This is a genomic window from Kaistella sp. SH40-3 (assembly GCF_030686865.1).
In the GTDB taxonomy this organism is placed as follows: domain Bacteria; phylum Bacteroidota; class Bacteroidia; order Flavobacteriales; family Weeksellaceae; genus Kaistella.
The window spans coordinates 122,233-135,811 of the sequence record NZ_JAQYUS010000007.1; the positions used below are offsets into that span (position 1 = coordinate 122,233).

A 13,579-nucleotide genomic window follows, 5' to 3' on the forward strand; every position below is an offset into this window, starting at 1 on the left:
TACATTATGAAAAAAATAACTTTAATTTTGAGTTTGTTGTTGATCAACACCTACGAGGCGCAATTTAAAATTAGTATCGATGCACCGGAATCCTTTGCTGCAAAAGAAGTTTATCTTTATACCCTAAACGGATCTAAAGATGTATTAAACAGCAAAGAGATGAAGAAAGGAAACTCTTGGCAGATCTCTGTTAACAAGCCCTACACTGGAATGATGAAATTGTACTTTCCAGAGAACAATGCATCTATTAATTTTATCTCTGAAAATAAAGATGTAAAACTGAAATTTGACACTGATAAAGATAAGATTGTCAATGTTGATTATTTAGATGAATCGAATAAAATCATGAATCAAATTCAGGATGTTCAACAAAAAAAAGAATACATTCTTCCAGCGCTCTACCAAATAAAAGAATATTATAAGAATAAAAGTGTTTTTGGTACCGCTTTAGAAAATGAAATTTTCCGTCTGTCAGATCAAAAGATAGATATTAGTAAATTCCCTTTTGTCAATTTTTACAACACTAATTATTCTAAATTTTTAGAAAAGAGTGCTTCTAAAAAGACTACTACTCATAAAGAAATTATTGATTTCCTAACGAATTCAAATGATATGCTCGAAAGTTCTTCTTTAATGAGACCAGTTCTTATTGCTTACCTAAATGCTGGTTCAACTGCTAATGTTGGAGAAGACGTTGATAAACTGTTAGAGGCAGTAAATGTTGAAACTCCACGTGGGCAAACTGTTCTTTCTGAACTTATCGAAATTTTCGATACTTACAGTATGCAAGATTTAAAGGATAAGTACCTTACTGAAGCGAAGAATTTAAAATGTACCATTAATGAACGTTTGTCTAAGACGATTGCTACAAATATGAATACCGAAATTGGAGCAGTTTTTCCCAATTATGTTTTTGGTAAAGCGACCAATACTAAAGCAAAATCTATTTATGATGTAAAGGCAGATAAGAAGGTTATTGTTTTCTGGGCATCTACTTGTTCACACTGTGAAACTGATTTACCAAAGATTATAGAGAAGTATAATGCCATAAAAGGGCAAAAAAGTGAAGTAATTGCATTTTCTTTGGATAGCGACAAAACAGCCTATGAAAACAAAGTTAAGATGTTGCCTTGGATCAATGACTCCGAATTAAAAGGTTGGAATAGTTCATTCACAGAGACTTATAATATACAAGCGACCCCAACTTATTTTATTTTAGACAGTACAAATAAAATCATTGCCAAGCCAAATCACGCAGCAGATGTAATTTCTTATTTAAAATTAAATTAATCTTTTGCTACCTCATAAAATATTTTTATATTTGCACCACTCAAAACGGCGAGGTAGCTCAGTTGGTTAGAGCGCAGGATTCATAACCCTGAGGTCACGGGTTCAATTCCCGTCTTCGCTACAAAAGTTCAACATTTAGTTGAACTTTTTTTGTTTTGTATCATGAAAGTAATTTCATGTGTTTTTTAGTATTATTTTCCCGATTGTTTATTCAGGTCGCCTTTCAAATTTTAAAATTAAGAATCAATACTTTATTTTTAGTGTTGTTATTATTTTAATAACTCATCTTTAATAAAATCCTCTTAATTTTTCAGGTAATATAATCATACCTGAAATTCATTATTATTTGAATAATCAAATGTTTTCAGGAGTAAATTTTAACAATTTTAACGTGAAAATGTTTTGTAATCTTAATAATTATTTCTACATTTACATCGCTTTAATAGTGGCATTTGCTGCTAGTAAAGCAATAAATTTTTTTTCATCATTTGTGTTTTTAGAATCGCACCGTCAGGTGCGATTCTTTTTATTTTGAATGTTGCTCAAAAACTTGATATCGCAGTAATAGATCCACAAAATAAGAATAAGTTATACTCCCATCTTGTTGATTACTTTTCAGAAAAAGATCATTGGTGAATGCAAAGAATGTGTCGAGAAATCCTTCATGTTTTTTAATGAAATTTTTCTCAGCTTGGCGATCGCGTTTCATTTCAGGGGAATATTGCTCCAAAACCTCTTTAGCAAATTCCAAATCAGTCGTGCTCAGAGAATTGAGAAGAGATTTTAGCACAAAATACTCAGTACTGTATTTTAAATTTGTATTTGAGGCATTTCTACCTATTAAAAATCCAATAAAATTCGCTTCCTGTTCTCTTGCGTAGCCTAGTTGGTGAGCGCTCTCGTGAGATAGGGTAAATGGGATGTAGGTTGAAGGTAATGAAGAATTATATTGTGCTTCCGCGGTGAAAGGATTATAATAGCCCAAAATACCGGTGTAACTCATCACAGGTTCAAATAAACTGGATTTAAATGCAATTAGATTAGTGCCTTTTTTATTATTTAAAAACGGTGGTAATTCTGTTTGATTCTTTAATACTTCAACTTTAATGCTGTTGAGATCTGAAATAATGAATACTCCGTTATTGTCCTCTTTAACTAATTTTCTGGTCTGTTTACATTTTTCTAAATATTCTAAAGTGAGCATTTTTATCTGTTCTACTTCAATTTCTTTTTCTGGTAATTTATCGAGTAATGGCTTTTGGAAATAGAGCATTCCCCAGAAAATCTGATAAATGAAATAAAGGATGTTAAGAAGAATTATTAATCCTAAGAAGAATTTATTTCTACTCTTTTTATTAATAATTTTAAAAACAAAATACAGAAAAGTGACAATAAGTAAACAGTAGAATAAATCTCCCACCGAAAATGAAATTACAGAAAATATTTTTTGATGTAAATATTTTTGAACTTCAAAGAGATGTTCGAAAAAATGAATTGCATAATCTACTTTTGACAGGATATAAAACAAAAGAAATTGGACAAGTAATAAACCTGTCCAAAATCTTTTTTTATAATAATATTTATTTATTTTAATGTCCACCTTCTTTCTGAACTTGGTCTAAACTAATACCTTGTTTTTTTAGAATTTTAGTTACCGTGACCGCATAGAATACAAGATATGCGAAACAAATTACACCTACGATATAACTAAAATGAATATTGGTGAAATCAGCAAGCATCCCTTGAAGCCAAGATACGATACCACCACCCATGATCATCATAATTAAAAAACCAGAACCTTGATTGGTGTGTTTTCCTAATCCATTAATTGCTAAAGCGAAGATACATGGCCAAAGCGTAGAACAAAACAAACCAACACTTGTGAAGGCGTAAACTGAGGTCATTCCCGTGGTCATCATTCCTACGATTAGAGAAAGGATTCCCATTGATGAGAAGATTAATAACATCCTTGCTGGATTTCCTTTGCTTAAAATATCACAGGCAATCATTACTAAAATAATCACTGCGTAAATATAGAAATGAGATAAATCGTGCTGGGCAATTGCATTCACCAAAAGGAAAACGCCAAATGCCAAGTATGGTGCTATAAATCTTAATATTTTTTTTGCACCTGCTGTGATGTCAAATGCTTCAACCGCACCTGTCCATCGACCGATCATTAATGAAGCCCAATATAATGAGACGTACGGAGCAATATCCTTCGTAGAAAAACCAAGAGAGTTTTCCATGTACGCGGGAAGATTACTAGCGGTAGAAACTTCTACACCAACATAAAGGAAAATTGCAATCATTCCTAGTACTAATTGTGGATATTTCAAAGCAGAATCTCTGTGCTCACCTGGTACGACATCATCTGTATCTTCAGCAATCGTGGGTGTGATTTGTGGAAGTGAGGAGAATTTTAATAAAATTGCAACCAACACAAAAGCGCCTCCCAAAACCATATAAGGGATTTTTACAGACTCAATACTTGCTTCCGTATTAGAAGCAGTCGCTGAGCCAAAAATTGCAAATGCCACGATTAGTGGACCAATCGTTGTTCCCAGATTATTAATTCCTCCCGCCATGGTTAGACGTTGTGATCCTGTTTCCGTTGGACCAACTTCAATCGCAAGGGGATTTGCCACAATTTGCTGTAGTGAAAATCCTAAACCTAAAATAAATAATCCGGTAATCATTAAAGGGAAAGAACCCAAATTTGCTGCGGGATAAAAAAGTAAAGTTCCTGATGCTGAAATAAGAAGTCCTACAATCAAACCGTTTTTGTAACCGATTTTATTAACAACATCCTGTTTTATGGCTTTAGAAATAAACATATAGATCAGTGATCCAACTGTATAGGCAACATAAAATGCCACTGAAACGAGCTGGCTTTGACCTTGGCTAAGATTAAATGCTTTTTTGAAAACGGGGATCAAAATATCATTACTCGCGGCAACGAAGCCCCAAAAGAAAAACACAGTAACCAAAGGTACAAACTGTCCCCAATTGGTTTGTTTAGTAGAATTTGTCGACATATTTTTTATTTATGGAAACAAATATAACTATTTTATTTTCTCAAATTGAGTTTTTCAAGATATTTTGCATTTTAAAATGAGCATTTGCTTTTAGCACTTCTACCGATTCATGGGGGTTCATGATATCATTCATATACACTTTTACTTTCCCTGGGTATCCTTTGGAATAATTGAAAGGAAACATTTCCTTTAAACCAACAAAAGTAAATACAGCAAGTGGTGATTTATGTTTGGTTGCAAGAGTGAAGGCTCCATCTTTAAATGAATCTAAAATAACGTTTGTATCATCTGGCACGCCGCCTTCAGGGAATATGACGATGCTGTCGCCTTCTTCCATTCTTTCTGCGCAACGGCGGTAAACATCTGCACGGCTGCGAGGGGAAGTGCGATCTACCATAACACAAATCCTTTTATAAATGATTCCAAAAATTGGAATCTTTACCAGTTCCTTTTTTCCTACATAACAAAGTGGGTGATTGGGCATTAAAATACACGGTAACATCACATCCATAATAGAAGTGTGGTTCGAAATAAAAACATATTGCTGGTTTTTATCAAACTTTTTATCGGTGAGTTTAATTAATTCATATCGAAATCCCATACCGTAAAACATTCCGAAACACCAGAGCCGAATAAAAATATAAGCATATTTATAATGTTCTTTTTTAATGGATAACAGCAAGACAGGAATTCCAAAAATAATCGTTAAAACGGCTCCTAATATAATCATCCAACCGCGCCAGATGTAGTTTAAAACTTTTGTCATGTATTTTTTAAAATAACTTTTTTGGGTGATATATGAATCGGCAATTTATCATTTTTAATGGTTAACCATTGAAAATTATTTTTTTCTTCACCGAGTAATTCAATATAGAAACCAGCAGAATTGCTGAAATTTTACTTAATATTTCCTTGCTGATGACGAAGAATTCCACATCAATATTGTCTTTAAAAACAAATCTGAAGAAAACTTGGAAGAAAGTTAAACTAAGCAAAGTCGAGAAGAAAGAAACAAACATGAAGTATGCAAATTCTTTCCTTTTGGAATGTTTGCCACGTTCGAACACAAACCAAATACTCAAAAAATAATTAGTAACAATGCCACAAGTTGTAGAGAAGATGTTGCTTAAAGGAAAGTGAATACCGTGAAAATTATTTTCTTGGGAAAAAATTAATGGTAGATAAACGCTGAATATTTTAAATGAACCGATTTCTATTACGGCACTAAGTCCTCCCGCAACCACGAAAAGTAATACTTGTTTTTGTTTCAGTAAAAGTTCCTTCATATTAATTGTTGCAAATTTAAAACTATATGTTAAACAATCAGAAAAACTTGTTAAAATATTTTTTCGTGTGAATATATTGTTTACTTTTATTTTGTGAAAGGGATAAGTGATGTAGTAATCAATTCGTTTTTAATTAGTTATATGTTGCTAGACCGATTGTAAGTTTTCAAAAACTAGTCAAAATTTAATCATAAAAAAACCATGACCACACAAAGACCTTACAGGAAATTTATGCCTCAACAAAAAAAAATTGAGGAATTAGAAAAAAATAGTCCACGTTTCAAAAGAGTGTATACTGAATACGAACTGATGGCTGACCAATTATGGGATTTGGAAAATACGGATACCACCAATATCCCAGATGATTTTATGGAAGCCATAAAATTACAAACCGAATATTTAGAAGAAGAGATTGATGACTGGCTTTTAGATAACCCAGAACCATAATTTCACCGTAAATTAAATTACCAGAGTGTGGTTTGTAATCATTCACACTTTTTAATCTACCCCGATTCCTTAAATAAGGACTGATTGAATCAGAAACTTTATCTTTGCAGAAATTGTCGAAGAATAGTTATGAACATCAATCTTGCCCAAAATAAAAATCTAAAACTCTTTAAACTTATTTCAGAAGTTGCCGAGAAAAATAATCAAACGGTTTTTATTGTTGGTGGTTACGTTCGGGATTTATTGATGAAGAGAAAAGCGCCAACCGATATCGATTTTGTAACGGAAGGCAATGGAATCGATTTAGCAAAAGCCGTTTCGAAAGAAATTAATCCTACCCTAAAAGTTTCTGTTTTCAAAAATTACGGAACAGCGATGTTCAAATTTGATGGTCTGGATTTAGAATTCGTGGGAGCAAGAAAAGAAAGTTACGCTGAAGATTCCCGAAAACCATCCGTAGAAACAGGAACATTGGAAGACGACCAAAAACGTCGCGATTTTACCATAAATGCTTTAGCGATTTCTTTAAATAAAGAAAATTTCGGCGATTTAATTGATCCATTTGATGGAATCCTCGATATCAAAAAAAGAATTCTCCGCACTCCGTTAGAACCAAGCCAGACTTATTCTGATGATCCTTTGCGAATGATGCGGGCGATTCGCTTTGCATCAACTTTAAATTTTAAGATTGAAGAAAATTCCCTAAAGGCTATAAAGAAAGAAGTAGAGCGAATTAAAATCGTTTCTATGGAAAGAATTATGGTGGAATTCAATAAAATTATGCTTTCCGAAAAACCTTCTGTTGGTTTAAAATTAATGGAACAGACTGGAATTTTACATTTAGTGATTCCGGAATTGACGGCTTTAAAAGGCATTGAAGAAGTAGAAGGACAAACCCATAAAGACAATTTTTGGCATACTTTAGAAGTCGTAGATAATATTTCTGAAAACACCGATAATCTCTGGCTTCGTTGGGCGGCCTTACTTCACGATATAGGAAAAGCACCCACCAAAAAATTTGTAGAAGGATTGGGCTGGACGTTTCACGGACATGAATTCCTAGGTTCGAAAATGGTGAAAAATCTTTTTTACCGTTTGAAACTTCCGCTCGGAACCGATATGAAATATGTTCAGAAATTGGTAAAACTGTCTTCAAGACCAATTGCGCTGATTGATGATGGAACTTCTGATTCCGCACTGCGAAGACTTTTGTTTGATGCAGGCGAAGATTTGGAAGACTTATTTATTTTAAACAAAGCCGATATTACCACCAAGAATTCTTCAAAACAGGCGAAGTTCAAAAAGAATTTTGAATATGTGGCATTGAAAATTAAGGAAGTAGAAGAAAAGGATCAGGTTCGCAATTTTCAGCCGCCGATTTCTGGAGAAGAAATCATGGAACTCTTTAATTTAAAACCCGGACGGGAAATTGGGATTTTAAAGGAGAAAGTAAAAGAAGCCATTTTGGAAGGGGAGATTGCGAATGATAAAGAAGAGGCCAGAAATTTTGTGATTAAAGAAGGACAAAATATCGGATTAATTCTAGCTTAAAAATAGTTTCAGATAAAACAAAAGCCCTTTCAAAAATATTTGAAAGGGCTTTCTATTAAAATATAGAATAGTGTTTTAATTTTTGTAGAAACCATTGGTTCCTTTTCCTGTCGTAATTGTTTTAAGCAAATTACCTGCAGTAGAATAAATTTCTACGGTACTGTCTGCTGTAAATCCGTTGGCATTAGAAATATAGATTTTACCATCAATTACACCGAAGCCATACAACGCTGACCAAGAATTATCAGTTAAGGTAAGAATCGGAGTGGTAGGAACTGTTGTACTGGTCACGTCCATTGAGTAAACTTTAGATCCAGAACTGAAGAAAAGTTTTGATCCATCAATTTCTAAATTGGTTGCATTTGAAATTCCAGTTAAAGTAATCGTGGAGGTAATCGTTCCGGTAGAAGAAAGTTTGTAGATATAAGAATCGGTTGATGTTGAGGCGATGGTATAAACATTTCCACCATTAGAAATCGTTTTTTGAATATTTCCGTTTGGAACCAAAACTTCCGATTCTACGATGTTAGAACTTGGGTTAATGAAAGTTAATTTTTTACCAGAACCGAATGAAGCATTTTGAACAACGATTCTTCCGCTGGCTTCTACAATTCTTTCTCCACCACTCGTTAATGGGATTTTTTTCACAAAAGCATTTGTAGCAACACTGTAAACATTTACAAATTTCGATGATCCTGAACTGTTGGTAACGTAATAGTTATTGTTTGCAAAGGCAATGTATCTTGGCTGAGAAACCTGATCAGAAACGGTTGCCACTTTTTTAAAGGTGTAGCGGTTTACAACTTCAATTTTATTTGAATTATTAAGAATCAAGTAAGCATAATCGCCATTTAATCCAACGTTTTGAAGAACATCTCCCAAAGCAGCACCTCCATTATTAGCACTAAAAACATTGTTTTCTACGGTTGACAGATCGTTAGGAATAAAAGAAACCGTTGCAGTTGGCGATCCGAAATTCCCTTCGTTCGACATAATGATTCCATTTTCATAAGCACCTTTTGGCTGTACGTCAACGATAGGATCGTCGTTTCTACAAGACGTTGTAAAAAGCAAAGTGGCCGCAAATGCTGCAGACAGTAATTTAGAAATTTTCATTTTTTTATTTATTTAAAAGTTAATTAAAAGATTGGCGCTGTAATTTCTTTTCGGCAAAGGGAAATAAGCGGTGGTTTCGTAAATCTCGTCAAAAATATTATTGACTTTAAATCCGATTTGGTAGTTTTTGAAAAATGTTAAATTCAATCCGGCATTCATTACAAAATATGGATTAATCGCATCACGAAGTGTTTCGTTACTTGTGGTATAAGTCAGTCCATTATACATTCCCTGAACAAATAGTTCTGCAAAACGATATTTGTAAGTTGCATTTCCAAAAACTTTATGTTGAGGAACATACATTAGAAATCGGTCTGTATCGGTGTCTTTTGAATGAGTGTAAACGTAGCCTAAAGATAGTTTCGTTTGATGGTTTCCAAATTCTTTTTCAAAATCGAGTTGTGATTCCAGACCGTAAGATTCTACATTATTGGTGTTTACAGGCGACCAGTATCCGCTGGAAGTTGGCAGCCATCTAATCATATTTTTAATTTTTATGTAATACGGAGTCAGGTTTAATTTGAAACTTCCGTATTTGAAATTATTTCCTAATTCTGCCTGATGAGAAACTTCCGGTTTTAAATCTAAATTTCCGCCAGGTTGCCAATACAAATCATTGAAGGAAGGATATCTGAAGTTTTTAGAAACATTTAAAGCAAAAGAATACCAACTGTTAACATTCATCTTTCCGGAAAATGAATAAAGAATGGGTGTCACTATTTCTTCAACAAAATCTTTTTTTAGGCCTGCTTCAAAATTGAATTTCTGAGTTGGATTCCATCTTATTAAACCCGCAACGGAGCCTGCATTTCGGCTGATATGCGTAATTCCTGATTGGTAACCTTCTCCTTTATCGAAGTGGTATTCAGAAATTAAATTGAAAGCCCAGCGATTATTGAACAAATAAGTGAAATCATTTTTAGCCAAATAAGTTTCGCCAGAACCACCACTGCTTTTTGGTTGATCAATGTTATCAAAGTATTGAAAATCATCTTGAAGAAAAGCAACTTTAAAACTGTTATTTATTTTTGTTGAATTAAAATCCCAGGCGAGTAAACTTCTAAAAGTATTGCTTAAGTATTTGGTTTTCGTCCCAAACTCTGAAGTAGGATAGTGCTGTTCACCATCGTAAATCTGCGTTTGCCAGGACAATCTGTTTTGAGAATCAATTTTATAAGCGGCTCCTAAATTGAAAGTTCGGTTGTCATATTCGCCATTTAAGTTGACGTAATTTTTTTCCGAAACCTCATAATTATTATCGCTTTTTACAAAATTGCCCGAAACTTTTACGGATAATTTATCGTCGCTGTAAGAAGTTTTTAGAAAAGAATTGAACGTATTATAAGAACCACCTTCCAGAAATAAAGTCGAATTAAATCCTTTATTAAAAGATAAGTCATTGTTTAAATGAATCGTTCCACCAATAGCGCCACTTCCGTAAATTACACTTCCGCCGCCAGATTTCACTTCCAGTTGATCGTAACCGAGAAGGTTTAAATTATTGACATCACCCTGTCCTAAAAAAATCGAATTGATATTAATTCCATTCCAGACAAAAGCAGTTTGCTGGGCTGTAGTTCCACGAAAGGATGGTGAGGAAACCATTCCGCGTCCATTTTCTTTAATATAAACTGGAGATTGAAAACGCAAAACTTCCGATAGATTCGTTGTGTTTTTCAACAGATCTTCCTGATTTAAAGTTTCAATTTTGTGAAATTTCTTCGAGTTTTTTAACTGATTATCGAAGATGTAAATGGTGTCAATCGCTTTCTCCTGAGCAAAACTCAACAAAAAACAAAATAGGAACGCTGCAGAAAAGTGGTATTTTATCGTCATTATTCAGGCCTTTCCTCCGAAAGCATTTTTGTATGTTAATGCTTTGTAGTAAGGTCTCCTGACTTTCACAAAACTGCACCTTCCCGATTGCTCAGTGGTTGTATTGCAGTTTCACTAATGGTGATTTACAGTTGCGGGGACAGTTTGTGATTTGCACACAATTCCCTTTTCTAAAAGCAGTGCAAAGATAGTAATTTCGTTTAATCTAAAACCGATTTGTTTTTTAAATAATGATACGTCTCAATTTGTGACCGGATCGGATTCTTATCACCCTGAACATATTCATTCCTTAATTTCTTATCTAAAATCCGGGCTTTTACATTATCGTTTAACTGGATTTCAAGTTGGTCTTTGATTTCTTTTTTAAGATTTTTCTGAGTGATTTTCGCCGCGGCTTCAATTCTGTAATCCAGATTTCGCGTCATCCAGTCAGCCGAAGAAATATAAATATCCTCTTGCCCTTTACCGTAGAAATACATCACTCGTGAATGTTCTAAATATTCATCAACAATACTGATGGCAGTTATTTTTTGTTTAAAATCTTTTTGATTAATTGCGCAGTAAATTCCACGAACGATGAGTTTGATGACAACGCCTTCTTTTGCAGCGTCATACAGTTTGGTGATTAATTCCCGGTCGCTCAGTGAATTCACTTTTATAATGATTAATGATTTTCTGCCGGCTTTGGCTTCTTTAATCTCTTCATCAATATGATCAATGATTTTTTCGCGCATAAATTTTGGACAAACCACTAAGTTTTTACAAGATTTCAAAGTGTCCATAATGTCATCTTTCGGTTTTTGTAAGACTTTGAAAATTTTATTAATGTCTGCCATAATTCCACGGTCAGAAGTCATCAATAAATGGTCGCCGTAGATTTTCGCCGTTTTCTCATTAAAGTTTCCGGTGCTTACAAATCCGTACTGAAGCGTTTTATTATGAACTCTTTTTTTAATGACGCACAGTTTTGCATGAACTTTTTTATTCGGAATTCCGGTTAAAACTTTTACGCCTTCCTGTTCCAGGATTTCTTTCCATCTGAGATTATTTTCCTCATCAAATCTCGCACGAAGTTCCAGCATTACCGTCACTTCTTTACCATTTCTTACCGCATTAATCAAAGCATTGATGATTTTGGAATTGCTCGCCAATCGATAACCTGTAATTTGAATCGACTTCACATCAGGATCCATCGCAGATTCTCTTAGTAAATCGATGACCGGCGTATAATTATGGTAAGGGAAAGTTAAGAGAACATCGGTTTTTTGAATCACGTCTGTCACTCTTCTACCTTTAAATTCATGATGATCAAAAGAAGTTCTTTCAATCGGTTTTTTATACGTTTCAAAGACGTCGGGAAACTCCATAAAATGTCGAAAATTATGAATTTTTCCACCCGGAATGATGCTGTCTTTTTTTGTTAAATGAAGTTTTTTGATCAAGAATTCCAGGAGCGCTTTGTCCATCATTTTATCAAAAACAAAACGGGTTGGTTTTCCTTTACGTCGTGATTTTATTCCTTTTTCAATTTTTTCTGCCAAAGTGGTTTTAATGTCATTATCCAAGTCGAATTCGGCATCTTTGGTTACTTTAAAACAATGGGCTTCATAATCTTCATAACCAAAATAAGAGAAAATATGCGGTAAATTAAAGATGATCACATCTTCTAACAACATCACGTTTTTTTCATTCTTATCAGTAGAAGGCAGCAAGACAAACCTTCCCAGAATCCGGGACGGAATTTCAATGATCGCAAATTTACTTTCATATTGAAATTCTTTTTTACGCATTGCCACTCCTAAATAAAGAGATTTATCCCGTAAATAGGGCATCGGTGAATTGTCATGTAACAAAATAGGAATCACATTACTTTCAACCACTTCATCAAAATAAGCGGTAACAAATTTCTTTTGGGCCGCAGTTAAGTTTTTTGCAGTTTTAATGAAAACTTGCTGATCTGCCATTTCAACCTGAATTTTCTTCCAGGTTTTTGCAAAATTCTGTTGTTGTTTAATGACAACTTCATTGATCTTTTGTAAAATCTTTGAAGGAGGTTGATAAAAAGATTCGGTAATAAATTTATCCTTAAAATCCATGGCTCGTTTTAAACCCGCCACACGAACTCTGAAAAATTCATCTAAGTTGTTAGAGAAAATTCCCAGAAAACGAATACGCAGATGCAATGGAACATTTTGATCCATAGCTTCTTGTAAAACTCTTTCGTTGAAAGAAAGCCAAGTGATATCTCGAGGGTTAAACTGATTTGACATTTCGAATAATTATGTTTTCAAAAATAGTGATTTTAATGTTCCTTTTTGCTGAATTCTCTGAGACTAAAAAGTTTATTTTATCATAAAACTGTTAAATTTTTTATAAAAAATTGCTATATTTGAGAAATAACAAAACAATAAAATGGAATTTATACTCGATGAAGATTTATTGAAAACAACGAAAGCAGAAAAAAAAATATTTTACAAAGGAGATATTGTTTTGAATGAGGCCGACATTTGTTTGTTTTTTTATTTCCTTAAAGAAGGCGAGTTATCTGTTTTTAATTTCACAGAAAAAGGTAAAGAACTGCTACAACACAAAGTTAGAGGTGGTCATTTTTTTGCAGAGCCTGCAATTCTTTTAGGGCAACCAATTCCTGGGAATGTAGAGGTATGTTCTGATAAGGCGCATATCATAAAATTAAATAGGGAACTCCTTATTCAGTATTTAAAAGAACACCCCGAATTTCTGTTCAAATTTGCAACCTCAGTTGCGCAGAAGTCACTCAAGAAAAGTCTCTTACTCAAACAGATCGTTTTGCTGAATCCAGAGGAGCGAATCCTGCATCAGTTAAGAGACATCAAGCGAGAAAGTGGAGTAGTGCACGAGAAAGTAATGATTCCAGTAACAAGAAAAGAGATTTCTCATATGACCGGTTTACGAATCGAGACTGTAATTCGAACCATTAAAAAGATGGAAAAGGATGAAAAGTTAGAGATCGTAAACGGTAAAATTTTCCTTTAA

11 protein-coding genes, 1 tRNA gene and 1 riboswitch are annotated in these 13,579 nt (G+C 33.7%); of the genes, 5 read left to right on the top strand and 7 right to left on the bottom strand.

Going from position 1 to position 13,579, the window contains the following annotated elements:
- Positions 1-6 precede the first annotated feature (6 nt).
- Complete coding sequence (locus PUH65_RS12000) at positions 7-1,290, top strand: peroxiredoxin (RefSeq protein WP_305520237.1); 1,284 nt, start codon at positions 7-9, stop codon at positions 1,288-1,290.
- A 47-nt stretch (positions 1,291-1,337) separates the two neighbouring features.
- A tRNA-Met gene (locus tag PUH65_RS12005) sits at positions 1,338-1,411 on the top strand.
- 405 nt (positions 1,412-1,816) lie between these two features.
- Here the strand turns inward: PUH65_RS12005 and PUH65_RS12010 are convergent.
- The 4 genes from PUH65_RS12010 to PUH65_RS12025 all read right to left on the bottom strand — a co-directional run bounded on the left by PUH65_RS12010 (position 1,817) and on the right by PUH65_RS12025 (position 5,614).
- Complete coding sequence (locus tag PUH65_RS12010) at positions 1,817-2,890, bottom strand: DUF3810 domain-containing protein (protein WP_305520238.1); 1,074 nt, start codon at positions 2,888-2,890, stop codon at positions 1,817-1,819.
- On the bottom strand, positions 2,880-4,328 hold the full coding sequence (locus tag PUH65_RS12015; protein WP_305520239.1) for an MFS transporter: 1,449 nt from the start codon (positions 4,326-4,328) through the stop codon (positions 2,880-2,882). Before PUH65_RS12015 ends, PUH65_RS12010 begins: the two co-directional genes overlap by 11 nt.
- A gap of 40 nt (positions 4,329-4,368) precedes the next feature.
- Positions 4,369-5,094: a 1-acyl-sn-glycerol-3-phosphate acyltransferase gene (locus tag PUH65_RS12020; protein WP_305520240.1), complete on the bottom strand. Its 726-nt coding sequence runs from the start codon at positions 5,092-5,094 to the stop codon at positions 4,369-4,371.
- Positions 5,095-5,155: 61 nt separating this feature from the next.
- Positions 5,156-5,614: a GtrA family protein gene (locus PUH65_RS12025; protein WP_305520241.1), complete on the bottom strand. Its 459-nt coding sequence runs from the start codon at positions 5,612-5,614 to the stop codon at positions 5,156-5,158.
- 201 nt (positions 5,615-5,815) lie between these two features.
- Here PUH65_RS12025 and PUH65_RS12030 point away from each other — a divergent pair, with 201 nt between their 5' ends.
- A complete protein-coding gene (locus tag PUH65_RS12030; protein WP_305520242.1) occupies positions 5,816-6,061 on the top strand; it encodes a hypothetical protein in 246 nt (81 codons plus the stop codon).
- 129 nt (positions 6,062-6,190) lie between these two features.
- Positions 6,191-7,612 carry a CCA tRNA nucleotidyltransferase gene (locus PUH65_RS12035; protein ID WP_305520243.1) on the top strand — a complete coding sequence of 474 codons (1,422 nt, stop codon included), beginning with the start codon at positions 6,191-6,193 and terminating at the stop codon, positions 7,610-7,612.
- A 75-nt stretch (positions 7,613-7,687) separates the two neighbouring features.
- Here the strand turns inward: PUH65_RS12035 and PUH65_RS12040 are convergent, their stop codons facing one another.
- The 3 genes from PUH65_RS12040 to ppk1 all read right to left on the bottom strand — a co-directional run bounded on the left by PUH65_RS12040 (position 7,688) and on the right by ppk1 (position 12,834).
- Positions 7,688-8,728 (bottom strand): YncE family protein, encoded by a 1,041-nt coding sequence (locus PUH65_RS12040; RefSeq protein WP_305520244.1) that lies wholly within the window; start codon positions 8,726-8,728, stop codon positions 7,688-7,690.
- A gap of 12 nt (positions 8,729-8,740) precedes the next feature.
- Entirely contained in the window at positions 8,741-10,564 is a 1,824-nt protein-coding gene (locus PUH65_RS12045; protein ID WP_305520245.1) for a TonB-dependent siderophore receptor, read from the bottom strand.
- Positions 10,565-10,594: 30 nt separating this feature from the next.
- Positions 10,595-10,788: riboswitch (cobalamin riboswitch) on the bottom strand.
- Positions 10,765-12,834 (bottom strand): polyphosphate kinase 1, encoded by a 2,070-nt coding sequence (gene ppk1, locus PUH65_RS12050; protein ID WP_305520246.1) that lies wholly within the window; start codon positions 12,832-12,834, stop codon positions 10,765-10,767. (Overlaps the previous riboswitch by 24 nt.)
- 142 nt (positions 12,835-12,976) lie before the next feature.
- Here ppk1 and PUH65_RS12055 point away from each other — a divergent pair, with 142 nt between their 5' ends.
- Positions 12,977-13,579, top strand: coding sequence for a Crp/Fnr family transcriptional regulator (locus tag PUH65_RS12055; RefSeq protein ID WP_305520247.1), 603 nt, complete (start codon positions 12,977-12,979; stop codon positions 13,577-13,579).

Coding starts and splice junctions, on each gene's coding strand:
- PUH65_RS12020 (WP_305520240.1), bottom strand. CDS start 5,094: ATGACAAAAGTTTTAAACTACATCTGGCGCGGTTGGATGATTATATTA.
- PUH65_RS12000 (WP_305520237.1), top strand. CDS start 7: ATGAAAAAAATAACTTTAATTTTGAGTTTGTTGTTGATCAACACCTAC.
- PUH65_RS12045 (WP_305520245.1), bottom strand. CDS start 10,564: ATGACGATAAAATACCACTTTTCTGCAGCGTTCCTATTTTGTTTTTTG.
- PUH65_RS12035 (WP_305520243.1), top strand. CDS start 6,191: ATGAACATCAATCTTGCCCAAAATAAAAATCTAAAACTCTTTAAACTT.
- PUH65_RS12040 (WP_305520244.1), bottom strand. CDS start 8,728: ATGAAAATTTCTAAATTACTGTCTGCAGCATTTGCGGCCACTTTGCTT.
- ppk1 (WP_305520246.1), bottom strand. CDS start 12,834: ATGTCAAATCAGTTTAACCCTCGAGATATCACTTGGCTTTCTTTCAAC.
- PUH65_RS12025 (WP_305520241.1), bottom strand. CDS start 5,614: ATGAAGGAACTTTTACTGAAACAAAAACAAGTATTACTTTTCGTGGTT.
- PUH65_RS12055 (WP_305520247.1), top strand. CDS start 12,977: ATGGAATTTATACTCGATGAAGATTTATTGAAAACAACGAAAGCAGAA.
- PUH65_RS12030 (WP_305520242.1), top strand. CDS start 5,816: ATGACCACACAAAGACCTTACAGGAAATTTATGCCTCAACAAAAAAAA.
- PUH65_RS12015 (WP_305520239.1), bottom strand. CDS start 4,328: ATGTCGACAAATTCTACTAAACAAACCAATTGGGGACAGTTTGTACCT.